Annotated in this window: 17 protein-coding genes and 1 pseudogene; 10 read left to right on the top strand and 8 right to left on the bottom strand. The window is 66.4% G+C overall.

Going from position 1 to position 25,183, the window contains the following annotated elements; translation table 11 throughout:
• Nucleotides 1-31: 31 nt before the first annotated feature.
• Complete coding sequence (gene rpsB, locus OKW38_RS07235) at nt 32-784, bottom strand: 30S ribosomal protein S2 (RefSeq protein WP_013089705.1); 753 nt, start codon at nt 782-784, stop codon at nt 32-34.
• Between the two features lie 557 nt (nt 785-1,341).
• Here rpsB and map point away from each other — a divergent pair.
• The 3 genes from map to OKW38_RS07220 are packed head-to-tail and all read left to right on the top strand — an operon-like array spanning nt 1,342 to nt 6,833.
• Nucleotides 1,342-2,151: a type I methionyl aminopeptidase gene (map, locus tag OKW38_RS07230; protein ID WP_184056903.1), complete on the top strand. Its 810-nt coding sequence runs from the start codon at nt 1,342-1,344 to the stop codon at nt 2,149-2,151.
• A 29-nt stretch (nt 2,152-2,180) separates the two neighbouring features.
• The gene (locus OKW38_RS07225; RefSeq protein WP_429334769.1) at nt 2,181-4,760 is read left to right on the top strand and encodes a [protein-PII] uridylyltransferase; all 2,580 of its coding nucleotides are present in this window, start codon (nt 2,181-2,183) and stop codon (nt 4,758-4,760) included.
• A gap of 6 nt (nt 4,761-4,766) precedes the next feature.
• Nucleotides 4,767-6,833, top strand: coding sequence for a pseudouridine synthase (locus tag OKW38_RS07220; RefSeq protein WP_429360786.1), 2,067 nt, complete (start codon nt 4,767-4,769; stop codon nt 6,831-6,833).
• Nucleotides 6,834-6,929: 96 nt separating this feature from the next.
• Here OKW38_RS07220 and def read toward each other — a convergent pair whose 3' ends face one another.
• The 6 genes and pseudogenes from def to OKW38_RS07190 all read right to left on the bottom strand — a co-directional run bounded on the left by def (nt 6,930) and on the right by OKW38_RS07190 (nt 15,890).
• Nucleotides 6,930-7,463 (bottom strand): peptide deformylase, encoded by a 534-nt coding sequence (def, locus tag OKW38_RS07215; protein ID WP_090800596.1) that lies wholly within the window; start codon nt 7,461-7,463, stop codon nt 6,930-6,932.
• Complete coding sequence (gene ligA, locus OKW38_RS07210) at nt 7,463-8,722, bottom strand: NAD-dependent DNA ligase LigA (RefSeq protein WP_429360784.1); 1,260 nt, start codon at nt 8,720-8,722, stop codon at nt 7,463-7,465. The genes def and ligA overlap by 1 nt, the downstream gene beginning before the upstream one ends.
• A 76-nt stretch (nt 8,723-8,798) precedes the next feature.
• Nucleotides 8,799-9,527: pseudogene (locus tag OKW38_RS07205) on the bottom strand (DNA ligase LigA-related protein); the annotation flags it as partial.
• Nucleotides 9,528-9,694: 167 nt separating this feature from the next.
• Complete coding sequence (locus OKW38_RS07200) at nt 9,695-11,011, bottom strand: cell division protein ZipA C-terminal FtsZ-binding domain-containing protein (RefSeq protein ID WP_090800599.1); 1,317 nt, start codon at nt 11,009-11,011, stop codon at nt 9,695-9,697.
• A gap of 113 nt (nt 11,012-11,124) precedes the next feature.
• Nucleotides 11,125-14,643 carry a chromosome segregation protein SMC gene (gene smc, locus OKW38_RS07195; RefSeq protein ID WP_429360782.1) on the bottom strand — a complete coding sequence of 1,173 codons (3,519 nt, stop codon included), beginning with the start codon at nt 14,641-14,643 and terminating at the stop codon, nt 11,125-11,127.
• 185 nt (nt 14,644-14,828) lie between these two features.
• Nucleotides 14,829-15,890: a DMT family transporter gene (locus tag OKW38_RS07190; RefSeq protein ID WP_429334773.1), complete on the bottom strand. Its 1,062-nt coding sequence runs from the start codon at nt 15,888-15,890 to the stop codon at nt 14,829-14,831.
• A gap of 304 nt (nt 15,891-16,194) precedes the next feature.
• On the opposite strand from OKW38_RS07190, the gene dapC reads away from it, so the two are divergent.
• The 6 genes from dapC to cls all read left to right on the top strand — a co-directional run bounded on the left by dapC (nt 16,195) and on the right by cls (nt 22,551).
• A complete protein-coding gene (gene dapC, locus OKW38_RS07185) occupies nt 16,195-17,415 on the top strand; it encodes a succinyldiaminopimelate transaminase (RefSeq protein ID WP_429360780.1) in 1,221 nt (406 codons plus the stop codon).
• A gap of 73 nt (nt 17,416-17,488) precedes the next feature.
• The gene (gene dapD, locus OKW38_RS07180) at nt 17,489-18,316 is read left to right on the top strand and encodes a 2,3,4,5-tetrahydropyridine-2,6-dicarboxylate N-succinyltransferase (RefSeq protein WP_429360778.1); all 828 of its coding nucleotides are present in this window, start codon (nt 17,489-17,491) and stop codon (nt 18,314-18,316) included.
• Complete coding sequence (locus tag OKW38_RS07175) at nt 18,316-18,681, top strand: ArsC family reductase (RefSeq protein WP_429360776.1); 366 nt, start codon at nt 18,316-18,318, stop codon at nt 18,679-18,681. Before dapD ends, OKW38_RS07175 begins: the two co-directional genes overlap by 1 nt.
• Before the next feature lie 142 nt (nt 18,682-18,823).
• Nucleotides 18,824-19,963 (top strand): succinyl-diaminopimelate desuccinylase, encoded by a 1,140-nt coding sequence (gene dapE / locus OKW38_RS07170; RefSeq protein WP_090800606.1) that lies wholly within the window; start codon nt 18,824-18,826, stop codon nt 19,961-19,963.
• A 14-nt stretch (nt 19,964-19,977) separates the two neighbouring features.
• Nucleotides 19,978-20,862 carry a 50S ribosomal protein L3 N(5)-glutamine methyltransferase gene (gene prmB, locus OKW38_RS07165; RefSeq protein WP_429360775.1) on the top strand — a complete coding sequence of 295 codons (885 nt, stop codon included), beginning with the start codon at nt 19,978-19,980 and terminating at the stop codon, nt 20,860-20,862.
• Between the two features lie 201 nt (nt 20,863-21,063).
• Nucleotides 21,064-22,551 (top strand): cardiolipin synthase, encoded by a 1,488-nt coding sequence (gene cls / locus OKW38_RS07160; protein WP_429360773.1) that lies wholly within the window; start codon nt 21,064-21,066, stop codon nt 22,549-22,551.
• Between the two features lie 10 nt (nt 22,552-22,561).
• Here cls and OKW38_RS07155 read toward each other — a convergent pair whose 3' ends face one another.
• A complete protein-coding gene (locus OKW38_RS07155; RefSeq protein ID WP_090800611.1) occupies nt 22,562-23,041 on the bottom strand; it encodes a glutathione peroxidase in 480 nt (159 codons plus the stop codon).
• A 166-nt stretch (nt 23,042-23,207) separates the two neighbouring features.
• On the opposite strand from OKW38_RS07155, the gene OKW38_RS07150 reads away from it, so the two are divergent.
• Entirely contained in the window at nt 23,208-25,163 is a 1,956-nt protein-coding gene (locus OKW38_RS07150; RefSeq protein WP_429360772.1) for an ATP-binding cassette domain-containing protein, read from the top strand.
• Nucleotides 25,164-25,183: the final 20 nt, after the last annotated feature.

The following is a 25,183-nucleotide window of genomic DNA, read 5'->3' as shown; positions in this document are numbered from 1 at the left end:
AGCCCCCTTTTATGCCGGACACTGGGCAGCCTTACGCTTCCGGGTTGACCTCGACGAACTCGTCGCCGTCGCCGCCACGCGCAGCCTGGACCACTTCGTTGACCGCGTTGGCACGGCCTTCGAGGATCGCATCGGCCACGCCAGCCGCGTACAGGGCGACGGCCTTGCTGGCGTCGTCGTTACCCGGGATCACGTAGTCCACACCTTCCGGCGAGTGGTTCGTATCGACCACGGCGATGACCGGAATGCCGAGCTTGTTTGCTTCGGTCACGGCAATCTTGTGGTAGCCGACGTCAACCACGAAGATCGCGTCCGGAATGCCGCCCATGTCCTTCACGCCGCCGATCGACTTCTGCAGCTTGGCCATTTCACGTTCGAACAGAAGCGCTTCCTTCTTGCTCATGCGCTCGGTTTCACCGGCTTCCAGCGCCGCTTCCATGTCCTTCAGGCGCTTGATCGAAACCTTCAGCGTCTTGAAGTTGGTCAGCATGCCGCCGAGCCAGCGCGCGTTCACGAACGGCATGCCAGCGCGCTGCGCTTCCTGGGCGATCGTGTCACGCGATTGACGCTTCGTACCGACGAACAGGATCGTGCCGCGGTTCGATGCCAGCTGACGCGCGTACTTCAGCGCGTCGTTGTACATCGGCAGCGTCTTTTCGAGGTTGATGATGTGAATCTTGTTGCGATGACCGAAAATGAACGGGGCCATCTTCGGGTTCCAGAAGCGGGTCTGGTGACCGAAGTGGACACCTGCTTCCAGCATTTGACGCATCGTAACTGCCATGAAATTCTCCACGAGGGTTGGGTCTTAAACCGGCTGCCGTATCGGCCGCGCCCGCCTCTACCTTGGCTGGAACGCGACGACACCCTGGGTGCGCCGGCTTGCGAATTGGTTGCCTGACACGACTTTCTCTCCACTCACGACACCCAACAACCGGGGTGCCGCGAGAAGCCGCTCCGCCCAGCTGCCATGCGCGAATTTGCGGACTCGCGAATAAAAGCGGACTGGGACCGACTTAGCCAAAGAGTATAGCATGCGTCGACCGACTGACTCAACCGGCCCGACCACCGGCCGATGGTCCTACGCACGGGACCGCGCCGCCGGGCCCGAAGCCCGGCCTGGCGTCCTTTGGGCCGCCAATTTGCCGATTCTGGTCGCTTTTAGCCCATTGCCGCCCGATCCAGCGCAACGACCCGGCCCCCACTGCTGTAAAATGGCTCGATTCCGCCACGCGCGGGGGGCGTTAAGGATCGACCGGCATTCCGTGCCCGGCAGACGCCCCTCCGCCCGGCCACCGCAACACCCAGCAAGCCTTATCCAGCAAGGCTTCCGAGGAAACCATGGCTATCACCATCAAAAACGAAGACGATATCGCGAAGATGCGCGTCGCCTGCCGGCTCGCGAGCGAAGTGCTCGACTACATCACGCCGTTCGTCAAGGCCGGCGTCACCACTGGCGAGCTCGACCGTCTGTGTCACGAATACATGCTGAAGGACCAGGGCACGGTCCCCGCGCCGCTGAATTACCAGCCGCCCGGCTACCCGCCCTACCCGAAAGCCACCTGCATTTCCGTCAACGACGTGATCTGCCACGGCATACCGGGCGACAAGGCGCTCAAAACCGGCGACGCGCTGAACATCGACATCACCGTGATCAAGGACGGCTATTTCGGCGACACGAGCCGCATGTTCATCGTCGGCGAAGGGTCGATCATGGCAAAGCGCCTCGTGCAAGCTACTTTCGAATGCATGTGGCTCGGCATCGACCAGGTGCGACCCGGCGCGCATCTCGGCGACATCGGCTATGCGATCCAGAAGCACGCCGAAGGCCTCGGCTACAGCGTGGTGCGCGAATATTGCGGACACGGCATCGGCACCGTATTCCACGAAGATCCGCAGATCCTGCACTACGGTCGCCCCGGCACCGGGTTCGAACTGCAGGCCGGCATGATCTTCACGATCGAGCCGATGATCAACGCGGGCCGCCGTGACATCCGCACGATGCCCGACCAGTGGACCGTCAAGACCAAGGATCGCAGCCTGTCCGCGCAGTGGGAACACACGGTGCTCGTCACCGAGACCGGCCACGACGTGCTGACCGTGTCGGCCGGCACGCCGGCGCGTCCGCCCGTGGTCGCGGCCACGGCCTGACCGATTCCGACCACACCGCCTTCCTGCCAATGAGTAGCGTTCCAGCCGTCGCCCCCTCCCATGCCTCGTCGCTCAAGGCGGATTACAAAGTGGCCAAAGCCCAGTTGCTGGAACGCTTCCGAACGGCCACCAACGTCGACGCGTTGATGGCCGCCCTCGCGCGCGCCACGGACCATTCGCTGCGCGCCGCCTGGGACACCTGCGAGCTGCCCGACGACCTCGCGCTGGTCGCGGTTGGCGGCTATGGGCGCGGCGAACTCGCGCCGCACTCCGACATCGACATCCTGGTGCTGTTGCCCGACGCGCGGCTCGAGCATCTGGACGCGCGCATCGAGCGCTTCATCAGTCTCGCGTGGGATCTCGGGCTGGAACTCGGCAGCAGCGTGCGCAGCGTGTCGCAATGCATCGAGGAAGCGGCCAACGACGTCACGGTGCGTACCTCGCTGCTGGAAGCGCGCCGCATCACCGGCAGCACCGCACTGTTCGACGATTTTGCCCGGCGCTACCGTGCGGCGCTCGACCCGAAGGCGTTCTTCCAGGCGAAGGTGCTCGAAATGCGCCAGCGTCACGCGAAGTTTCAGGACACGCCCTACGCGCTCGAGCCGAACATCAAGGAAAGCCCGGGCGGGCTGCGCGACCTGCAGCTGATCCTGTGGATCACACAGGCGGCCGGCTTCGGCAGCAGCTGGCGCGAACTCGAAGCACGCGGACTCATCACCGAGCGCGAGGCGCGCGAGCTGCGCCACAACGAAGGCTTCCTGAAGTCGCTGCGTGCGCGGCTGCACGTGATCGCCGGGCGCCGCCAGGACATCCTGGTGTTCGACCTGCAGACGCCGGTCGCGGAAAGCTTCGGCCTCAAGCCGACCGCGACCAAGCGCGCGAGCGAGCAGCTGATGCGCCGCTACTACTGGGCCGCGAAAGCGGTCACGCAACTCGCGACGATCCTGATCCAGAACATCGAGGCGCAGCTGTTTCCGAGCACGAGCGGCATCACGCGCGTGCTGTCGGATCGCTTCGTCGAAAAGCAGGGCATGCTCGAAATCGCCTCCGACGACGTGTTCCAGCGCGAGCCGAATGCGATCCTCGAGGCGTTCCTGCTATACCAGCGCACCCCCGGCGTGAAGGGACTGTCGGCGCGCACGCTGCGCGCGATCTACAACGCCCGCGACGTGATGGACCAGCACTGGCGGCGCGATCCGGAAAATCGCCGGCTCTTCATGGAAATCCTGAAGCAGCCGGCCGGTATCACGCATGCGTTCCGGTTGATGAACCAGACGAGCGTGCTCGGGCGTTATCTGCTGAATTTCCGGCGCATCGTCGGGCAGATGCAGCACGACCTGTACCACGTGTTCACGGTCGATCAGCACATCCTGATGGTGCTGCGCAATCTGCGCCGCTTCGCGGTCGCCGAGCATGCGCACGAATACCCGTTCTGCAGCCAGTTGATCGTCAACTTCGACCGGCCGTGGGTGCTGTACGTGGCCGCGCTGTTTCATGACATCGCGAAGGGTCGCGGCGGCGATCATTCCACGCTGGGCATGGCCGACGCACGGCGCTTCTGCCGCCAGCACGGCATCGAAGGCGAGGATGGCGAGCTGGTCGTGTGGCTCGTGCAGCAGCATCTGACGATGAGCCAGGTCGCGCAGAAGCAGGACACGAGCGACCCTGAAGTGATCAAGCGCTTCGCCGAGCTGGTCGGCACCGAGCGCCGCCTGACCGCGCTCTATCTGCTGACCGTCGCCGACATCCGCGGCACCAGCCCGAAGGTCTGGAACACGTGGAAAGGCAAGCTGCTCGAAGACCTCTACCGCACCACGCTCGCCGTGCTTGGCGGTGCCCAGCCGGACGAGCATTCCGAGCTGAAGTCGCGCAAGGAAGAGGCGCTCGCGCTGCTGCGTCTCGAAACCGTGCCGGAAGGCGCGCAACGGGCGCTGTGGGACAAGCTGGACGTCGGCTATTTCCTGCGTCACGACGCGGCGGACATCGCGTGGCAGACGCGCGTGCTGTACCGCCACGTAGAAACGCCGACGCCGCTCGTACGCGCGCGGCCGTCGCCGATCGGCGAGGCGCTGCAGGTGCTCGTCTACGTGAAGGACCAGCCCGATCTGTTCGCGGGCATCTGCGCGTATTTCGACCGCAACGGCCTGTCGGTGCTCGATGCGCGCGTCAGTACGACGCGTCACGGCTACGCGCTCGACAACTTCCTCGTCGCGCACACCGAAGAGGACGTGCACTATCGCGACATCGCCAATCTGGTCGAGCAGGAGCTGACCGCGCGCCTCGGGGGCCACGGCACCTTGCTGCCGGGACCGTCGAAAGGCCGGCTGTCACGGCTATCGCGCACCTTCCCCATTACGCCGCGCGTCGACCTGCGGGCCGATGAGCGCGGCCAATACTACATCCTGTCCGTGTCGGCGAACGACCGGCCGGGCCTTCTTTATTCGATCGCGCGCGTGCTGGCTGAGCACCGGGTCGGCGTCGCCTCGGCGCGGATCAATACGCTCGGCGAACGCGTCGAGGACGTGTTTCTGCTCGAAGGACACAGCCTGTCGGACAACCGCCTGCAAATTCAGGTCGAGACCGAACTACTGCGCGCGATCGCAATGTGAGATTTCATGCGAATCAAATTAACAGCGAAGCATCCGCGGCCGGCGGCGTCCGAACGCGCCCCTGTCCGCCCCGGCAGCGCGTCGGCGCGTAAGCCGACCCGTCCAGCGCGGCCGAAGCCATTCGAGGCCGAGGCCGGCGCGAAGCGCGAAGGCGCGGCATCGACGGGTGGTGGCGCGAAGCGGCCGGTCGGTGCGAAGCTGGCGGGCGCCGGTGCACGCGCGCCGCGTGCCGAAGGGTCGGGCGTGCGCGAACGGGGCACGGCTGCCGCGGGCGCACCGCGCCGCTTCGAAGGTGCGGCTCAGCGAGGCGAGCGCGGAGAACGCGCGCCGCGTCGTTTTGAGGGCGGCGCCGAGCGTGGCGAAGGGGCGCCTCGGCGCGAATTCGGCGAACGGACTGAACGCGCGCCGCGTCGTTTCGAAGGCAACGCTGAGCGTGGTGAACGCGCTCCTCGACGCGAATTCGGCGAACGGACTGAACGCGCGCCGCGTCGTTTCGAAGGCAGCGCTGAGCGTGGTGAACGCGCTCCTCGACGCGAATTCGGCGAACGGACTGAACGCGCGCCGCGTCGTTTCGAAGGCAGCGCTGAGCGTGGTGAACGCGCTCCTCGACGCGAATTCGGCGAACGGACTGAACGCGCGCCGCGTCGTTTCGAAGGCAGCGCTGAGCGTGGCGAACGCGCTCCTCGGCGCGAATTCGGCGAACGGACTGAACGCGCGCCGCGTCGTTTCGAAGGCAGCGCTGAGCGTGGCGAACGCGCTCCTCGGCGCGAATTCGGCGAGCGTGCAGAACGCGCACCCCGTCGTTTCGAGGGCAATGCGGAGCGCGGCGAGCGCGCACCGCGCAGTTTTGGTGAGCGCGCACCGGGCCGCGACGCCGGCGAACGCCGTCCGTTCAGCGGTCCGCGTCCAGGCACAGGCAGGCCGTCGGAAGGCGGCGCGCGTGGCGATCGTCCGGTGCGCCGGGAGCGCGAGGCCGCCGACCGTCCGCGCTTCGGTAGCGATCGCGGTGAGCCGCAGGAGCGTCGCAGTGGCGATCGAGGCGCGCGCAGCGACAGCACCTCGCGCCGCTTCGAAAGCGAGCGTGGCGAGCGCAGCTTCGCGAAGCCGGCGAAAGGCGGCTACGGCGAACGCACCGAGCGTCGCGAGCGCCCTGCGCGCGGCTTCGACGACACGTTGCCGGCCGCGAACCGCCGCTTCGGCGACGACCGACCAGCCCGCGCCGCAAAGCCGCGAGCCTCGGCATCAGCAACCGCCCGCCCCGTCGACACCACCATCGACACCCCGCACCCGCCCCGCCGCGATCGCGAAGACGCGCCGGGCATGCTGCGTCTGTCGAAGCTGATGTCCAAGCTCGGCCTGTGCTCGCGTCGCGAGGCCGACGAATGGATCGAGAAAGGCTGGGTCATGGTCGACGGCGAGCGCATCGATACGCTCGGCACGAAGGTGTTCCCGGATCAGCGCATCGACATCGACCCGGCCGCCGAAGCCTTTCAGTCGAGCCAGGTGACCGTGATCGTTCACAAGCCGGTCGGGCTCGTGTCGGGCCAGGCGGAGGACGGCTATCAGCCGGCCATCACGCTCGTCACGCCGGAGAATCGCTGGGAAGGCGACCGTTCGGGGATCCCCTTCTCGGCGTCGCATCTGCGCCAGCTCGCGCCGGCCGGGCGTCTCGACATCGATTCGACGGGCCTGCTCGTGCTGACGCAGGACGGCCGCATCGCGAAGCAACTGATCGGCGGTCACTCGGACGTGGACAAGGAGTATCTGGTGCGCGTCGCCTACGGCGATCACACGGTCGACGTCGAAAGCCATTTCCCGGCCGAAAAACTCGCGCTGCTGCGCCACGGCCTGTCGCTCGACGACGTCGCGCTGAAGCCCGCGCAGGTCAGCTGGCAGAACGGCGAGCAGCTGCGTTTCGTGCTGCGCGAAGGCAAGAAGCGTCAGATTCGCCGCATGTGCGAACTGGTCGGTCTCGAGGTGGTGGGCCTGAAGCGCGTGCGCATAGGCCAGGTGATGCTCGGCGCGCTGCCGCCGGGACAGTGGCGCTACCTGTCGGAAGACGAGTCGTTCTGAGGTCCGTCCAATGCGCCTCCTTGCTGAGAGCGGGCGCATCGGCACAACAAAAAACCCACGCACTTTGGCGTGGGTTTTTTGTTGGCGGCAGCCGTGTCAGTCGTCGCTATTCGTATCGAGATCCGGGAACAGGACCTCCGTAAAGCCGAACTTCGAGAAATCGGTAATCCGCATCGGATACAGCTTGCCGATCAGATGATCGCATTCGTGCTGCACAACCCGTGCGTGAAAACCCTCGGCGACCCGGTCGATCGGATTGCCGAACTGGTCGAAGCCGTGATAACGGATCATCGAAAACCGGCTCACCACGCCGCGCAGCCCCGGCACCGACAGGCAACCTTCCCAGCTTTCTTCCATGTCCTGCGAGACCGGCGTGACGGTCGGGTTGATCAGCACCGTTTCGGGCACCGGCGGCGCGTCCGGATAGCGCTCGTTCGAACCGAAGCCGAAGATCACCACCTGCAGATCGACGCCGATCTGCGGCGCGGCGAGACCCGCGCCGTTCGCCGCGTGCATGGTCTCGAACATGTCTTCCACGAGCCGGTGCAGCTCGGGCGTGTCGAAGTGATCGACCGGCTCGGCGATTCGCAGCAGGCGCGGATCGCCCATCTTCAGAATGTCGTGAATCATCAGTGCCCCTCCAGGAGCTTGCGCATACCATCTTCGTCGAGTACGGGGATGCCGAGTTCCTCGGCCTTCGAAAGTTTGCTGCCCGCGTCGGCCCCCGCCACCACGTAACTGGTTTTCTTCGATACCGACCCCGCCACCTTCGCGCCGGCCGCCTCGAGCATTTCCTTCGCGTCCTCGCGCGACAGGTTTGGCAGCGTACCGGTCAGCACGACCGTCTGCCCAGCCAGCACGCCCTGCGGCGCCTTCGGCGCTGGCGGCCCCTCGGGCCACGTGACCTTGCCCGGCGCGCGCAGCTGTTCGATCACCGTGCGGTTGTGGTCCTCGACGAAGAACTGGTGGATCGATTCGGCGACGACCGGCCCCACGTCGTTGACTTCGAGCAGCTCCTCCAGCGACGCATCCATGATCGGATCGAGCGAGCCGAAGTGCTTCGCGAGATCCTTCGCGGTCGATTCGCCGACATGGCGAATCCCCAATGCGTAGATAAAGCGCGCGAGCGACGTGTGCCTGGCCTTGTCGAGCGAGTCGAGCAGGTTCTGCGCGGACTTTTCGGCGAAGCGGTCGAGTTCCGCGAGCGTCGTGAAGCCGAGATTGAACAGATCGGCCGGCGTGCGCACCAGGTTCTGTTCGACCAGTTGATCGATGATCTTCTCGCCGAGGCCGTCGATATCGAGCGCACGCCGCTGCGCGAAGTGCCACAGCGCCTGCTTGCGCTGCGCCGGACAGAAGAGCCCGCCCGTGCAGCGCGCGATCGCCTCGTCGGGCAGCCGCTCGATCGCCGAACCGCACACCGGGCACTGCGTCGGCATCACGAACTCGCGCGCGTCGGCCGGACGACGCTCGAGCAGCGCGCTGACCACCTCCGGAATCACGTCGCCGGCGCGCCGCACGATCACCGTGTCGCCGATGCGGATGTCCTTGCGGCGCACTTCATCCTCGTTGTGCAAGGTCGCGTTCGTGACCGTCGCGCCGCCGACGAACACCGGTTCCAGCCGCGCGACCGGCGTGATCGCGCCGGTGCGGCCGACCTGCACGTCGATCGCGACGAGCTTCGTCAACGCTTCCTGCGCGGGAAATTTGTGCGCGAGCGCGAAGCGCGGCGCGCGCGACACGAAACCGAGCGCATCCTGCTCGTCGCGCCGGTTGACCTTGTAGACCACGCCGTCGATGTCGTAGGGGAGCCTGTCGCGCTTCTCGCCGACCGCGTTGGAAGAAGCCGAGCAGGCCTTCGGCGCCCTGCACGACCGCGCGCTCGCCATTGACCGGCAAGCCCATCTCCTTGTACCAGTCGAGCAGTTCGCTATGGGTGGCCGGCATCTCGATGCCTTCGAGCACGCCGATGCCATACGCGAAAAACGACAGCGGCCGCTGCGCGGTGATCTTCGAATCGAGCTGCCGCAAGCTGCCCGCCGCCGCGTTGCGCGGGTTCGCGAATTCGCGTTGTTCGGCGCTGCGCTGGCGTTCGTTCAGGCGCTCGAAATCGCGCTTGAACATCAGCACTTCGCCGCGCACGTCGAGCACGCGCGGCACGCGCTTACCCTTCAGCTTCAACGGAATCGAGCGGATCGTGCGGACGTTTTCGGTGACGTTCTCGCCGGTTGTGCCGTCACCGCGCGTGGAAGCCTGCACGAACACGCCGTCGACGTAGCGCAGCGAGATCGCGAGGCCGTCGAATTTCAGCTCGGCCGCGTAGTCGACGGGAACCGGCGGCTCGCTCGCGTTGTTGCCGAGCGCGTCGCCGATGCGCTTGTCGAACGCGACGATGTCTTCGTCGGCGAAACCGTTGTTCAACGACAGCATCGGCAGATCGTGCACGACCGGCTCGAAACCGCTCGCGGCCTCGCCGCCGACGCGCTGCGTCGGCGAATCCGGCACGATCAGATCGGGATGCTCGGCCTCGATGCGCTCCAGCTCCTTGAACAGCTTGTCGTACTCGGCGTCCGGCAGGTCCGGTTGATCGAGCACGTAATACGCGTAGTTCGCGCGTTCGAGTTCCGCGCGCAACCACACGGCCCGCTCGGCCGGAGCGCTGATTGCGGAAGGAGGGACGGAGGATCGGGCCATGCTGTCGGAAGCTTCTCGAGAAGAAAGTCGGACATCGGATTATCGCAGGAAGCGTGCCCCTTTACATCGCTGAATCGGGGCGGGCCGCGCTGCGACGCAAGCCGGAAACGACGACGGCCGCACATCGTGCGGCCGTCGTCAAAAACGCGCAGAACTCTGCAACAGGCCTACTGGCTGAACAGGCGCCGCGTGGCCGGCGAACCCGCCGGAATACCCGCCTGTTCGAGCTTCGCGTACAGCGTCATCAACTGTTTTTCGATCGCGAGCAGCGCGCTTTCCGGCAGCGGCCGGCGACCGTCGTCGACCACGCGTCCGCCGATGCGCTCGGCCAGCGACTTCGCGTAATCGCACATCAGCCGGAACGGCAGGATGTCTTCGTCGGCGACCGGCACGTCGAGCACCAGCGTGATCATCTCGCCGCCTTTGTACGTGAGGTCGTCGCGCAGGAAGTTGGTGTCGCCGAACTGCAGCATGAACACCGGGCTTTGCCGCGAGTCGAGCTTGACGAAGCGGGTGCCGTCGCGCGACAGCAGCAGACCGTCCTGCGATGCGACCGCCTGCACGTAGTTGGCCGACCACGGCGCGCCGTCCGACAGCACGTTGATCGACAACTGCGCGTCGCACTGGGCGGCAAAGCCGTCGAGCTCGCGCGCCATCGCGACGGTTTCGAGCATGTCGGGGAATTCCGGCGCCGCGTCGAGCGCATCGGCGAACTGCTGTACGCCGGTCACGAACTCGGAAAATTCGAGCTCGTTCAGCGCGCCGCTACGGTTCGCGAGCTGAGCGGCCGCGCGCAGCTCTTCATAGCGCGTGCCGTTCTGCAGCAGCTCCCACGCGCCGCCGCCTTCGGGTTTGCCTTCGATGTGCACGGGCTTGCTGCCCGCCCGACGCAAGCGCTGCGCAAGCGGAAGCACCTTGTCGCCGGCCACGGGGCCGTTCAGCCGGATCGGCACGATACAGTCGATGCGTCGATCGACGATCGCGGGCGGCGCCGACGAAATCGTCGTGGCGGCCGGCAGGATCGGTTCGACCCGCTCGTGCCCGGCGGACGCGGGCTGGGCCGCGGGCGCTTCGGCGGTGGGCCGCTTCGCGTGCGCGCCCGGCGCCGCCGCAGGTTCGCCTTCGCCCACGGTATCGGCGTCCGCCGCTGGATAACCGTTCGGCGACGTCATCTCGGCCTGGATATCGGCCGGTGTATCGAGCGGTGCGGCGCCCGCGCCGAACGTCGGCTCGACGCGCGCCGCGGTCCGGTCCGCGGCCGCCTCGGCGCTCACGCTCGGCTCGCGCCGCGCGGTCGGCCGGGCCGGCTCGATGAACGGGCTCTGCTCCTCATGCTCGTCCCGCGCAAAGTTCTCGGCAGTGTCGGCCGGCATCGGCCGCGGCATCTTGCGGCGCACCTTCGCGCCCTGCCACGCGTTGTACACGACCACGCCCCCCACCACCACGGCACCCGCGCCGATCAAACCGAGTGTCAACTCGTCCATGCATGCTCCATCAGCAATTCTTCTATCCGCGCGGGCCTGTCGTCCGCTCCACGTACCGCGCGGCGCTCATCGAGGCCGCTGCGCTGGATGCGGATGCCCGCGAAGGCGTTAACTCAAACGATATTCTGGGCGAAACCCGCCGCCGTTTCCATGTCGACCGCGACGATCCGCGAGACGCCCTGCTCCTGCATCGTCACGCCGATCAGCTGCTGCGCCATCTCCATCGCGATCTTGTTGTGCGAAATGAACAGGAACTGGGTTTTGTCGGACATCGCCCGTACCAGATTCGCGAAACGCTCGGTGTTGGCGTCGTCGAGCGGTGCGTCCACTTCGTCGAGCAGACAGAACGGCGCGGGATTGAGCTGGAACATCGCGAACACGAGCGCGGTCGCGGTCAGCGCTTTCTCGCCGCCCGACAGCAGGTGAATCGTCGAATTCTTCTTGCCCGGCGGTTGCGCCATCACCTGCACGCCGGCGTCGAGAATTTCGTCGCCGGTCATGATCAGCTTCGCCTGGCCGCCGCCAAAGAGACGCGGGAACAGCTCGCCGAAATGGCGGTTCACTTCGTCGAACGTGCTTTGCAGCAGCGTGCGCGTTTCGGCGTCGATCTTGCGAATCGCGTCTTCGAGCGTTTCGATCGCGCTCGTCAGGTCGGCCGACTGCGAATCGAGGAAGCTTTTGCGCTCGGTCGCGGCCTTCAGCTCGTCGAGCGCGGCCATGTTAACCGGCCCGAGCGCGGCGATCGCGTTGTTGATGCGCGTGACCTCGCCCTGCAGGTACGACGGCTTCATGTCCGCCGTCAGCTTGGCTTGCAGTTCGGCTTCATCGACACCGGCCGCGGCCAGCTGCTCGACGAACTGCTCGCCGCTGATGCGCGCGGCCTGCTCCTTCAACTGCAATTCGTTGATGCGGTCGCGCAGCGGCTGCAGGGCGCGCTCGGCGGTGAGGCGCGTTTCGTCGGCCGAGCGCAGCTTCGCGGTCAGGTCGTCGAGCTCGACGCGCGCGGCGCGCAGCGCCTCTTCTTTCACGGCGCGGATGTCGAGCGCGTCCTGCAGCCCGGTGTGCGCGGTCTGCTCGTTGATCGTTTCCAGTTCGGCGCGCGCGTCTTCGAGCGCGCCCGCGACGCGCTCGCTCTGCTCGTGCGCGACCTGGATGCTGCGCTTCAATTCGTCGATGCGGTTCGCCATGTTGCGCGCGGCGAAGCGCGCGTCGGTGGCGGCGCGGTCGAGCTCGCGTGCTTCGCCGCGGGCGGTCGTCAGTTCTTCGTCGAGTGCTTCGAACGCGAGCTGGTGATCTTCGAAGCGCGCCTGCAGTTCGGCGAGCTCGCCGTCGTGACGCTCGAAGTTCGCTTCCGACTCGGCGCGCAGCGCCCGCTGCTCGTCGATCTGCGCGGCGATCTCTTCGAGTTCCTCGCGAATCTGCGTGCTGCGCTGCGTGTAGCGTTCGTGTGCCTGGGTGAGCCTCAGCACGTCCATCTGCAACGCGTGCACCCGCTGCGTCGCGCGTTCGGCCTGCTGGCGCAGCTCGGCGAGCGCCTGCGCGGCTTGCGTGTGCGCGGCTTCGGCGCGGATCGCGGCGGCCTTCGCCTCGTCGGCGAGCAATGCCTGTGCGCGCACCTGGCGGCCGAGGTTTTCGATTTCCTGCTGACGCGCGAGCATGCCGGCCTGTTCGGAATCGGCCGCATACAGTTGTACGCCGACGCGCGTGACCACGTGCCCCGCCTTGACGACGAACGCGCCGCCCTCGGGCAGCTGCGCGCGCATCGAAAGCGCCTGCTGCAGATCGTCGGCGACGAACGCGAGGCCGAGCCAGTCGGTCAGCACCGCGCGGATACCCGCGTCCTCGATGCGCACGAGCGACAGCAGCGAGCGCAGCGCGCCCGCCGCCGGGGCAGGCTGACCAGCCGCGGGCGGCGCGTAGAACGCGAGCTTGGCCGGTGGCGCGTCGGTTGCGAACGCCTTGACCCAGTCGAGATTCGACACTTCGAGCGCGGCGAGGCGCTCGCGCAGCACCGCTTCGAGCGCGGTTTCCCAACCGGCCTCGACATGCAGTTTCTTCCACAAACGCGGCAGGCTGCCCAGCTCGTGCTTGTCGAGCCACGGCTGGATCTTGCCTTCGGTCTGAACGTTTTCCTGCAACTGCCTGAGCGCGGCAAGGCGCGCGTCGAGCTGATGGATCTGCGCGCTTTCGGCCTGCACGCGCTCCTGCGCGGCGCGGCGTTCACCGTCAAGCCGCGGCAGTGTTTCCTGCGCGTCGGCGAGGCGGCCCTGCGCGTCGTGAAGGATTTCCTCGTGCTCGGCGAGCTGCATGCGCAATTCTTCGAGTTGCGCCTCGTCGGGCGCGTCGAGGCCACCCTCTTCCGATTTCAGCCGCTCATGGCGCTGCTGCAGCTGCTGCAACTGCTGATCGGCATTGCGCTGATGCGCGGCTTCGAGCTTCAGCGCCTGCTCGATCTGCGCGATGCCGCCGCGCTCGGTGTTCAGCTCCGCCTGAGCGTCGCGCCAGCGCGCTTCGAGGGCGGGCAGCGCATCGTGCTTCGCGGCGGCGTCCTCTTCGGCGAGCACGGCTTTTTCTTCAGCGACGGCCAGTTGCTCTTCAGCGTCGGCGATATCGTCCTGCGCCTTGTCGGCCTGCGATTGCCACTGCCCGCGCTGCGCGGTCAGCGCGGCGATCTGCGCCTGCACGCGGTTGCGCGATTCGACGATGAAGCGGATCTCGGCTTCCAGCCGGCTCACTTCCGCGTTCGCCTCGTACAGCGCGCCCTGCGCGCCTTGCATCGCGTCGCTCGCCGAATAGTGCGCGACGCGCAGCGTTTCGAGTTCCGCCTCGACTTCGCGCAGCTTCGCGGTTTGCGCCTCGAGGTCGATCTGCGCCTGCTCGATCGCGCGTTGCTGGCGCTGCTGCTCGCCGGCCGCCTCGTTCTTGCGCAGCAACCACAGCAGACGCTGCTTTTCCTCGCCGTCGCTTTGCAGCTCGCGATAACGGGTCGCGACGACCGCCTGCCCCTCGAGCTTCTCGAGATTCGTGCCGAGCTCGCGGACGATGTCCTCGACGCGCGTCAGGTTCTCGCGCGTGTCGTGCAGACGGTTCTCGGTCTCGCGGCGGCGCTCCTTGTACTTCGAGACGCCGGCGGCTTCTTCGAGGAACACGCGCAGCTCTTCGGGCTTCGCCTCGATCAGCCGCGCGATCATGCCCTGCCCGATGATCGCGTACGCACGCGGCCCGAGGCCGGTGCCGAGGAAGATGTCCTGGATGTCGCGGCGCCGCGCCGGCAGATTGTTGATGTAGTAGCTCGACGTACCGTCGCGCGTCAGCACGCGCTTCACGGCGATCTCCGCATACTGGCCCCACTGGCCGGCGGCGCGGCCGTCCGCGTTGTCGAACACGAGTTCGACGCTCGCGCGGCTGCCGGGCTTGCGGGCGGTCGAGCCGTTGAAGATCACGTCCTGCATCGACTCGCCGCGCAATTCAGAGGCGCGCGATTCGCCGAGCACCCAGCGCACGGCATCGATGATGTTGGATTTGCCGCACCCGTTCGGACCGACCACGCCAACCAACTGGCCTGGGACCTGGAAATGCGTGGGATCGACGAAGGATTTGAAACCAGCGAGTTTGATCGAGGTGAGCCGCACGGCGATTTCGCTGTTTGAAAAGAGAGAAATGATAGGTGGCTCGCGAGGTTGCGCCAGTCGTTCACCGCCGTAGCGGGACGGCCCCGCGCAACCTCGCGAGCCTTCGCAATTTGGTTGCCGGCTGCATGCGCTCATGCATATCTGAGGCACGCACAGGTACGCATGCGCCGGCTAATGAGGGGGAATCATACCATCGCGCGTGGACGATTCTTACCGCCCTTTCGGCGGTCGTCACTGTCGCCGTCAGGGCCATGTTCGTCACCGCGATGGTCGCCGCGTTTGCTACCGCATTGACCACCGCGTCCATCGTCGCCGCCGGGCCCCTCCGTGTCCCCGATGGCGGGATCGGGCGGCGCCAATTTCGTCCGATGCACCCAGCTCGACAAGGCCGACGCGAGCACGATGCACGCGCCGCCGGCCCATTCGCGCGGGCCCGGTACTTCGCCGGCGAACAGCCACGCCGACAGCGCCGTCACGACGAGTTCGAACAGCATGATGATCGACGCGCGATTGGCCCGCACGCGCGCGAGCCCGTATTGCACGAGCATGTTGTTCGACGCGAGCAGCAAACCGAGACCGAGCACCAGCAGCGCCGCCGTGCCCAGATGCGCGCCGACGGGCGGCGCGGGCATCGGCTCGAACAGCGACGCGAGCGCGCCGAACAGCGCCGCGCCGCCGAAGATCACCGCGGTGCGCATTTCGGGCTTCATGTCCGGCAGCACGCGGCTCGTCTTCAGGATCAGCACGTTGCTCATCGCGAAGCCCATGCCGCCGGCGAGCCCGGCCCATTCGGCGGGATTGCCGGGTACCGGAATGCCGAGACGCGGCGACCATAACATCGTCATCGCGCCCGCGAGCGACAGCGCGGCCAGCGCCGCGCCCGACCACGTGAGCCGCTCATGCAGGATGAAATGCGCGAACAGCGCGGTCCACGCGGGCGTCAGATAGAACAGCAGCAGCACGCGCATCACCTGACCGTGGATCGCGCCCCACACGAAGCCGAGATTCGTGACGCCCGCGGCGAGCGCGAGCGCCGGCAGCAGCCAGTGCCACCGCACGGTCTTCAGCGCGCCATTCCGCACGAGCAGCACGAACAGGCAGCCGGTGCCGCTCGTGAGCGCGCTCGCGGCGGTGCCGGTCACCCCGAGCGCGGCCAGCATCCGCAGCGGATACCAGACCATCCCCCAGACCGACGCGCCCAGCATGATCGCGAGCGTCGGCCAGCCGTTGCGAAGCCAGTTGGTCATGGGGCGGGACTCCGACGGGCGTCGTGGGCGGGTCGTATGAGGGTCCAGCCGGCCGTCTCCTGAACTGCTGCGTACATTGCTGCTCCTGCGTATTCTTTTACGCGAACCGTGGCGGATTTCGCGCCGTTCCCGCCGCGGCGCCCCGGTGCGCCGCCTCGCGGATTGCTCCCGCGCCGCGCGCCAGGCTTTCGCCTGGTCCGCGGGCGCGCCACGCTATAATCGTCCGTTCGCCGCCGCCCGCCGGCGCGCGTGCCCGGTTGTCCCGCCATTCGTCCGCGTCCATCCCGATCAGGCCATTTCGTCCGTGAATCCGCTACTCGACTCCCTTCAGCCCTATCCGTTCGAAAAGCTGCGCCTGCTTTTCAAGGGCGTCACGCCGCCGGCCGGCCTTGCGCACATCAGCTTCGGCATCGGCGAGCCGAAACATCCAACCCCGCCGCTGATCCGCGACGCCGTCATCGATTCGCTCGGCGGCCTCGCCGGGTACCCGGCCACGCTCGGCTCGGCGCCGCTGCGCGAGTCGATCGCGAAATGGATCGCGCAACGCTACGACCTGCCGCCGCTCGATCCGCTGACCGAGGTGCTGCCGGTGGCGGGCTCGCGCGAGGCGCTGTTCGCGCTCGCGCAGACGGTGCTCAATCCGCGCCGCGATGCTGACGGCGAGCCTGCGATCGTACTCTGTCCGAACCCGTTCTACCAAATCTACGAAGGCGCGGCGCTGCTCGGCGGCGCGCAGCCGTACTTCGTCAACAGCGACCCGGCGCGCAACTTCGCGTGCGACTACTCGGCGGTGCCCGCCGACGTGTGGGCCCGCACGCAACTGCTGTACGTCTGCTCGCCGGGCAACCCGACCGGCGCCGTGCTCACGCTCGACGACTGGCGCGAGCTGTTCGCGCTATCGGACCGCTACGGCTTCGTGATCGCGTCGGACGAGTGCTACTCGGAAATCTATTTCGACGAGTCGAAGCCGCCGCTCGGCGGACTGGAAGCGGCGCACAAGCTCGGACGCGGTTTCGAGCGCCTCGTGATGCTGTCGAGCCTGTCGAAGCGCTCGAACGTGCCGGGCATGCGCTCGGGCTTCGTCGCCGGCGACGCCTCGATTCTCAAGGCGTTCCTGCTGTACCGCACGTACCACGGCACGGCGCTCTCGACGGTATTCCAGAGCGCGAGCGTCGTCGCATGGAGCGACGAGACACACGTGCGCGAGAACCGCGCGAAGTACCTGCGGAAGTTCACGACCGTCACGCCGATGCTCGCCGACGTGCTCGACGTGCGGCTGCCCGACGCCGCGTTCTACCTGTGGGCCAACGTCGAGCGCACCGGCCTCACGGACACCGAGTTCGCCCAGCGCCTCTACGCCGACTATAATGTGACGGTTCTGCCGGGCTCGTTCCTCGCGCGCACCGCGCACGGCGTGAACCCCGGCCGCAATTTCGTGCGCCTCGCGCTCGTTGCCGACGTCGACGAATGCACGGGGGGCGCGCAGCGGATCGTCGAATTCTGCCGCTCGCTCAGTGTCAACTGAGTGCAGCCTGAGCCTCGCTCGAGCTACACGGCATCCCCTTCTTCAGACTTCAACCCTTCAGATAATCACGCATATGTCGCAACAACTTCAGAGCATCATCGATACCGCCTGGGACAACCGCGCCGAACTGTCGCCGAAGGCCGCGCCGGCAGAAGTGCGCGAAGCCGTCGGCCACGCGATCGAGCAACTCGATAAGGGCGCGCTGCGCGTCGCCGAAAAGAAGGACGGCGACTGGGTCGTCAACCAGTGGCTGAAGAAGGCCGTGCTGCTGTCGTTCCGTCTGGAAGACAACGCGCCGATGCCGGCCGGCGGCTACAGCCAGTTCTACGACAAGGTGCCGTCGAAGTTCGCGAACTACACCGCTGAAGACTTCGCCGCCGGCGGCTTCCGCGTGGTGCCGCCCGCGATCGCGCGCCGCGGCTCGTTCATCGCGAAGAACGTCGTGCTGATGCCGTCGTACACCAACATCGGCGCGTACGTCGACGAAGGCACGATGGTCGACACGTGGGCCACCGTCGGCTCGTGCGCACAGATCGGCAAGAACGTGCACCTGTCGGGCGGCGTCGGCATCGGCGGCGTGCTGGAGCCGCTGCAGGCCAACCCGGTCATCATCGAAGACAACTGCTTCATCGGCGCGCGCTCGGAAGTCGTCGAAGGCGTGATCGTCGAGGAAAACTCGGTGATCTCGATGGGCGTGTACCTCGGCCAGAGCACCAGGATTTACGACCGCGAAACCGGCGCGGTCACGTACGGCCGCATTCCGGCGGGATCGGTAGTGGTGGCGGGCAACCTGCCGTCGAAGGACGGCACGCACAGCCTGTACTGCGCGGTCATCGTCAAGAAGGTCGACGCGAAGACGCGCGCGAAGGTCGGCCTGAACGAGTTGCTGCGAGGCGATTGATGGCGCGCGGCACCAAAACCGTCGTCTACGGCATTCCGAACTGCGACACCGTGAAGAAGGCCCGTGTGTGGCTCGAAGAGCACGGCGTCGAGTTCGAGTTCCACGACTTCAAGAAGGCCGGCGTGACCGAGCCGCTCGTGCAGGACTGGCTCAAGGACGTCAAGCTCGAGGCGCTGCTGAACCGCCGCGGCACGACGTGGCGCGCTCTGTCCGACAACATGAAGGCGGCCGCGGAAACGCAGCCGGGCGCGATCGCGCTGATGATCCACAAGCCGTCGGTGATCAAGCGGCCGGTGCTGGTCGTGAACGGGCGGGTGAAGTCGCTCGGCTTTTCGGCGGACGAGTACGCGGCGCTGTTTGTCTGAGCGCGGCGCTGAAGCGCCAGGCTCGAGCACGAGGTAGTCGAACGCGCGGCCTCGCGCCGCGTCGTTCAAAGGCTGTTGCCGGCTGCGGTGCCTCACCGCGAGCCGGCATTTTTTCATTTCAAAAGTGGCTTGTACTGAATCCATGTCCGGCACCCTCGCCCTTACCGAACAACTGATCGCGCGCGCGTCCGTCACGCCCGACGATCAGCATTGCCAGCGTCTCCTGATCGAGCGCCTCGCCGCGCTCGGCTTCGAGCACGAGACGATCGAATCCAACGGCGTGACCAACCTGTGGGCCGTCAAACGCGGCGTCGACGGCACGCAAGGCAAGCTGCTCGCGTTCGCCGGCCACACCGACGTGGTACCGACCGGCCCGCTCGAACAGTGGCGCTCGGCGCCGTTCGAGCCGACCCACCGCGACGGCAAGCTGTACGGCCGCGGCGCGGCGGACATGAAGGCGTCGATCGCCGGCTTCGTCGTCGCGAGCGAGGAGTTCGTCGCCGCGCACCCCGCGCACCGCGGCTCGATCGCATTCCTGATCACGAGCGACGAGGAAGGCCCCGCCACCGACGGCACCGTCAAGGTCGTCGAAGCATTGCAGCAGCGCGGTGAGCGCATGGACTACTGCATCGTCGGCGAGCCGACCTCGAGCGAGCGTTTCGGCGACATGGTCAAGAACGGCCGGCGCGGCTCTATGTCGGGCAAGCTGATCGTCAAGGGCGTGCAGGGCCATATCGCCTACCCGCATCTGGCGAAGAATCCGGTGCACCTGCTGGCGCCAGCGCTCGCCGAACTCGTGGCCGAGCGCTGGGACGAAGGCAACGAATATTTCCCGCCGACCACCTGGCAGGTGTCGAACCTCCACAGCGGCGCCGGCGCGACCAACGTGATCCCCGGCCACGCGGACGTGATGTTCAACTTCCGCTTCTCGACCGCGAGCACCGTCGAAGGACTGCAAAAGCGCGTGCATGCGATTCTCGACAAACACGGCCTCGAATACGAACTGCAATGGACCGTGAGCGGCCTGCCATTTCTCACCCCGAGCGGCGAGCTGTCGAGCGCGCTCGCGCAGGCGATCAAGGACGAAACCGGCGTGGACACCGAACTGTCGACCACCGGCGGCACCTCGGACGGCCGCTTCATCGCGCGCATCTGCAAGCAGGTGATCGAGTTCGGTCCGCTGAACGCGAGCATCCACAAGATCGACGAACATATCGAAGTCGCCCATATCGAGCCGCTGAAGAACGTGTATCGCCGCGTGCTCGAACAACTGATCGCGTAACCTGGAACTTTGCGATGACGCTTCCTTTTTGCACCGTCCGCGACCTGCTGCGTTATGCAGTGTCGCGTTTTAGCGAGGCCAAACTGTCGTTCGGCCACGGCTCGGCCAATGCCTACGACGAAGCCGCCTATCTGATCCTGCACACGCTGCATTTGCCGCTCGACCTGCTCGAACCGTTTCTCGACGCGCGCCTGACCACGGCCGAAATCGAGGCGGTGCTGAAAGTGATCGAGCGACGCGCCGCCGAACGCGTGCCGGCCGCGTACATCACGCAGGAAGCGTGGATGCACGGCTATCGCTTTTACGTCGACGAGCGCGTGATCGTGCCGCGCTCGTTCATCGGCGAGCTGCTGCAGGACGGCCTGCAGCCGTACGTCGAGGACCCCGAGCAGGTCGGCGCGGTGCTCGAACTGTGCACCGGCTCCGGGTGCCTCGCGATCCTCGCCGCGCACGCGTTCCCGAACGCCGACGTCGACGCGGTCGATCTGTCCGCGCCCGCGCTCGAAGTCGCGACGCGCAATGTGCTGGACTACCACCTCGACGAGCGCATCGCGCTGTTCGAAGGCGATCTGTATGCGCCGCTCGCCGAGCGCCGCTACGATGTGATCATCAGCAATCCGCCGTACGTGAACGCCACGTCGATGCGGGAGCTGCCGGCCGAATACAAGCACGAGCCGGAGATGGCGCTCGCCGGTGGCGCCGACGGCATGGACATCGTGCGCCGGATCATTGCCGACGCGCGCAACTGGCTGACCGAAGACGGCGTGCTCGTCATCGAGATCGGCAACGAACGCGAGCACGTCGAGGCCGCGTTCGGCGGTCTCGACCTCGTGTGGCTGTCGACCAGCGCCGGCGACGACAACGTGTTTCTGATCCAGGCCAGCGACTTGCCGGTCTGAGTCCGGCATGCTGACCGTTTGATCGTCGTTTCAAGCGCGTTTCTCAGGCAGGGTCACGAGCAATCGCCGCGACAGCGCGTGGCCTTGCCCGCCACTGCAGCCTGAGCCCGTTGCCCGACGCGTTCGCCGCAGACCACGGAGCGAGCCCGTGCCCGCCTCCGTTTCCTGAACCACGGCGCTTCGCCAACTGTTCGCGAGCTTATGTCATTCGACCTGCTTCACGTCGGCACGCTGGTTGCTGTTGCCCACATTCTCGGCATCATCGCGGCCGCTCACGCGATTCTCCATACCCGCACCTCGCAAGGGGCGATCGCGTGGGCCGTGTCGCTGGTCGCGATGCCTTATCTGACGCTCATACCCTACCTGTTCCTTGGCCGCAGCAAGTTCGCCGGCTACGCGGACGCGCGCCGCGTCGAGAACGAGCTGCTGCGCACGCGCGCGCATCCGCAGGTGTGGGACACGCAGGCGTCGTCGGCCGGGGTGCCGACGCAGCAGCTCGGCTCGCGGCTCGTGCAGTCGCTGACGCGCCTCGGCGGCATGCCGTTCCTGCCCGGCAATACCGTGCGCACGCTGGTCAACGGCACGGCGACTTTCGAGGCGATCTTCGAGGCGATCGAGAACGCGCGCCGCTATGTGATCGTGCAATTCTTCATCGTGCGCGACGACGCGCTCGGCGACATGCTGAAGGACGCGCTGATCGCCAAAGCCAAACAGGGCGTGCGGGTCTACTTCCTGTACGACAGTATCGGCAGCTTCGATCTGCCGCACCGCTACGTCGCGGCGCTGCGCGCCGCCGGCATCGAGATGCAGCCGTTCGCCACGAACCGCCTCTTCGTCAACCGTCTGCAACTGAATTTCCGCAATCACCGCAAGATCGTGGCGGTCGACGGCGAGCGCGCGTTTGTCGGCGGTCATAACGTCGGGGTCGAATATCTGGGCGCGAAGCCGCCGCTGTCGCCGTGGCGCGATACGCACATCGAAGTGCGTGGTCCGGCGGTCGCAAGCATCCAGTTCGTCTTCATCGAGGACTGGTACTGGGCCACGCAGCAGTTGCCCAAGTTCGACGCGCCGGCCGCGGATTCCGTGACCCCATCCTTCGACCAGCCCGGCGACCACGGCGCCAACGAGCGCGCCGCGAATAACATGCACTGCCTCGTGCTGCCGAGCGGCCCGGCCGACAAGCAGGAGACCTGCTCGCTGTTTTTCGTTGAAGCAATCAACGCGGCACGTGAACGCATCTGGATCACGACGCCCTACCTCGTCCCCGACGAAGCCGTATTCGCTGCGTTGCGCCTCGCTGCGCTGCGCGGCGTCGACGTGCGCATCCTGATTCCGAGCCGGCGCGATCACCTCGTGGTGTTCGCGGCGTCGAAGCTCTATGCGTACGACTCGCTGCGCGCGGGCATTCGCATCTTCCGCTATCAGCCGGGCTTCCTGCATCAGAAGGTCGTGCTGATCGACAGCAGCGCGGCCGCGATCGGCAGCGCCAATCTCGACAACCGCTCGTTTCGCCTGAACTTCGAGATCATGGTGCTGACCGTCGACCGCGGCTTCGCGCTCGAAGTCGAGACGATGCTGCTCGACGACTTTGCCGAGTCGCGCGAAATCGACGGCGACGAGTACCGCAAGTCGAGCGCGCTGCGACGCATGCTGATGCACGTCGCGCGGCTCTTTTCGCCGATCCTGTAGGCGTGCCCGCTTACAGCAGCGCTTCGATATCCCCGGTGATCGCCTCGGGCTTGGTCAGCGGCGCATAGCGCTTGACGACGTTGCCGTCGCGGCCGATCAGAAACTTCGTGAAATTCCACTTGATCGCCTCGAGACCGAGCAGTCCCGGCGCCTCGATCGTCAGATAGCGGAACAGCGGGTGCGCGTTCGGGCCGTTCACGTCGATCTTGTCGAACATCGGAAACGTCACGCCGTAGTTCTTCTCGCAGAAGCTGCCGATCTGCGCGGCGTCGCCCGGCTCCTGCTTGCCGAACTGGTTGCACGGAAAACCGAGCACCGCGAGCCCGCGCGCCGCGTACGCGTCATACAGTTTCTGCAAGCCCGCGTATTGCGGCGTGAACCCGCATTCGCTCGCGGTATTGACGATCAGCATCACTTTGCCTTCGTACTGCGCGAGACTCGCTTCCTCGCCGCCGAGCGTGCGTGCCGAAAACGAAAAGATCGATGTCATGTGCCCTCCCGTGAAAGCCGTCAGTCTATGCCAAAAGCGCTGCCGATACAGTCGGCCGGATGGCCGATGAGCGCTGCGCGCGAAGTGACAGACCGGCAATCGGCGCCGCGCGCCCGGCAACGCGCCGGGCAGTCTAAAATAGCGGTTTTCTTCAGCCGGCCACGTCGTGATCCGCTTCAATCAGTTCAGCCTCGCGCTCGGCACCAAGCCGCTTTTCGACAACACCACATTCACCTTGAACCCCGGTGAAAAAGCCGGCCTCGTCGGAGCGAACGGCGCGGGCAAGTCGACGCTGTTCGCCGTGCTGCTCGGCGAGCTGCACGCGGACGGCGGCGATTTCTCGATCCCGCCGACCTGGCGCATCGCGCACGTCGCGCAGGAAACGCCCGCGGTCGACAAAACCGCCCTCGCCTACACGCTAGACGGCGACGCCGCGCTGCGCGACATCGAAGCGCGCATCGCTTCGGCCTCCGCGGCGCACGACGGCGCGGCAGAAGCCGAAGCGCACGCCGCGTTCGCCGACGCCGACGGCTACACCGCGCCGGCTCGCGCCGAAGCGTTGCTGCTCGGCCTCGGCTTCACGCTCGACCAGACCCGCGAGCCGGTCAGCAGCTTCTCGGGCGGCTGGCGCATGCGCCTGAATCTGGCGCAGGCGCTGATGTGCCGCTCCGATCTGCTGCTGCTCGACGAACCGACCAACCACCTCGACCTCGACGCGATCGTCTGGCTGGAAGATTGGCTGAATCGCTATGCGGGCACGCTGATCGTGATCTCGCACGACCGCGAGTTTCTCGATTCCGTCTGCAACGTCACGCTGCATCTCGAGAACCAGCAGATCAAACGCTACGGCGGCAACTACTCGCAATTCGAAGTGCTGCGCGCGCAGCAGATCGCGCTGCAACAGAGCGCGTACGAAAAGCAGCAGCGCACGGTCGCGCATCTGCAGAGCTACATCAACCGCTTCAAGGCGCAGGCCACCAAGGCGCGTCAAGCGCAAAGCCGGGTGAAAGCGCTCGAGAAGATGGAGCTGATCGCGCCCGCGCACGTCGGGTCGCCGTTCACGTTCGAGTTCCGCACTCCCGACTCCGCGCCGAATCCGATGATGGTGATGGAAGACGTGCGCTGCGGCTACCATGCCGAAGACGGCAGCGAGATTCCGATCGTCGAGCGCGTGATGCTGTCGATCCAGAATGGTCAGCGCATCGGCCTGCTCGGCGCGAACGGCCAGGGCAAGTCGACGCTGATCAAGACGCTCGCGGGCACGCTCGAACCGTTGAGCGGCCACGTACGCGAAGGCAAGGGTCTGCGCATCGGCTACTTCGCGCAGCATCAGCTCGAAACGCTGCGTCCGGACGACACCCCGTTGCAGCACCTCGCGCGTCTCGCGCCCGATACGCGCGAGCAGGAGCTGCGCGACTTCCTCGGCAGCTTCAACTTTTCCGGCGACATGGCGACCGCGAAGATCGCGCCGTTCTCGGGCGGCGAGAAGGCACGCCTCGCGCTCGCGCTGATCATCTGGCAAAAGCCGAACCTGCTGCTGCTCGACGAGCCGACCAACCACCTCGACCTCGAAACGCGCCACGCGCTGACGATGGCGCTCGCGCAATTCGAAGGCACGCTGATCCTGGTCTCGCACGACCGGCATCTGCTGCGCGCGACGACCGATCAGTTCATGCTGGTCGCGAAGCATCGTCTGCAGGAATTCGACGGCGATCTCGACGACTACCGCGACTGGCTGCTGCAGCATGCGGCCGAGCAGCGCGCCGCGCTGAAGGCCAATGCTTCCGGTGCGTCGGACGCAGCGTCCAACGGCGCGGCAAGTGGCGACAGCAACGTCAATCGCAAGGAACAGCGCCGCCTCGAAGCGGAAACGCGGCAGAAGCTCGCGCATCTGAAGAAGCCGCTGCAAAGCCGCATCGCGAAGATCGAAAGGGAAATGGACGCACTCAACGCGGAGAAAGCGACGCTCGATACATTCGTCGCCGATCCCGCGAGTTACGAACCGGAGCAGAAGAGCAAGCTGACGGAGGCGATCCGCCGTCAGGCAGACGTGAACGCGCGCCTCGACACGCTCGAAGCCGAATGGCTCGAGACGCACGAGGAACTCGAACAGATCGGCTAGCGGCACCGCGCCGGCATCCA

This window comes from Paraburkholderia sp. MM5496-R1, assembly GCF_050436205.1.
GTDB classification, from domain to species: domain Bacteria; phylum Pseudomonadota; class Gammaproteobacteria; order Burkholderiales; family Burkholderiaceae; genus Paraburkholderia; species Paraburkholderia tuberum.
The sequence above is the reverse complement of the archived record's forward strand: the minus strand, read 5'-3'. Positions and strand labels throughout refer to the sequence as shown.

What these genes read in the sequence shown, in the direction of transcription:
- dapD (WP_429360778.1), top strand. Translation starts at nt 17,489, where the DNA reads ATGTCGCAACAACTTCAGAGCATCATCGATACCGCCTGGGACAACCGC.
- prmB (WP_429360775.1), top strand. Translation starts at nt 19,978, where the DNA reads ATGACGCTTCCTTTTTGCACCGTCCGCGACCTGCTGCGTTATGCAGTG.
- OKW38_RS07200 (WP_090800599.1), bottom strand. Translation starts at nt 11,011, where the DNA reads ATGGACGAGTTGACACTCGGTTTGATCGGCGCGGGTGCCGTGGTGGTG.
- dapE (WP_090800606.1), top strand. Translation starts at nt 18,824, where the DNA reads ATGTCCGGCACCCTCGCCCTTACCGAACAACTGATCGCGCGCGCGTCC.
- ligA (WP_429360784.1), bottom strand. Translation starts at nt 8,722, where the DNA reads ATGGCGAGCGCGCGGTCGTGCAGGGCGCCGAAGGCCTGCTCGGCTTCT.
- rpsB (WP_013089705.1), bottom strand. Translation starts at nt 784, where the DNA reads ATGGCAGTTACGATGCGTCAAATGCTGGAAGCAGGTGTCCACTTCGGT.
- OKW38_RS07225 (WP_429334769.1), top strand. Translation starts at nt 2,181, where the DNA reads ATGAGTAGCGTTCCAGCCGTCGCCCCCTCCCATGCCTCGTCGCTCAAG.
- OKW38_RS07175 (WP_429360776.1), top strand. Translation starts at nt 18,316, where the DNA reads ATGGCGCGCGGCACCAAAACCGTCGTCTACGGCATTCCGAACTGCGAC.
- def (WP_090800596.1), bottom strand. Translation starts at nt 7,463, where the DNA reads ATGATTCACGACATTCTGAAGATGGGCGATCCGCGCCTGCTGCGAATC.
- cls (WP_429360773.1), top strand. Translation starts at nt 21,064, where the DNA reads ATGTCATTCGACCTGCTTCACGTCGGCACGCTGGTTGCTGTTGCCCAC.
- OKW38_RS07220 (WP_429360786.1), top strand. Translation starts at nt 4,767, where the DNA reads ATGCGAATCAAATTAACAGCGAAGCATCCGCGGCCGGCGGCGTCCGAA.
- OKW38_RS07190 (WP_429334773.1), bottom strand. Translation starts at nt 15,890, where the DNA reads ATGACCAACTGGCTTCGCAACGGCTGGCCGACGCTCGCGATCATGCTG.
- map (WP_184056903.1), top strand. Translation starts at nt 1,342, where the DNA reads ATGGCTATCACCATCAAAAACGAAGACGATATCGCGAAGATGCGCGTC.
- OKW38_RS07155 (WP_090800611.1), bottom strand. Translation starts at nt 23,041, where the DNA reads ATGACATCGATCTTTTCGTTTTCGGCACGCACGCTCGGCGGCGAGGAA.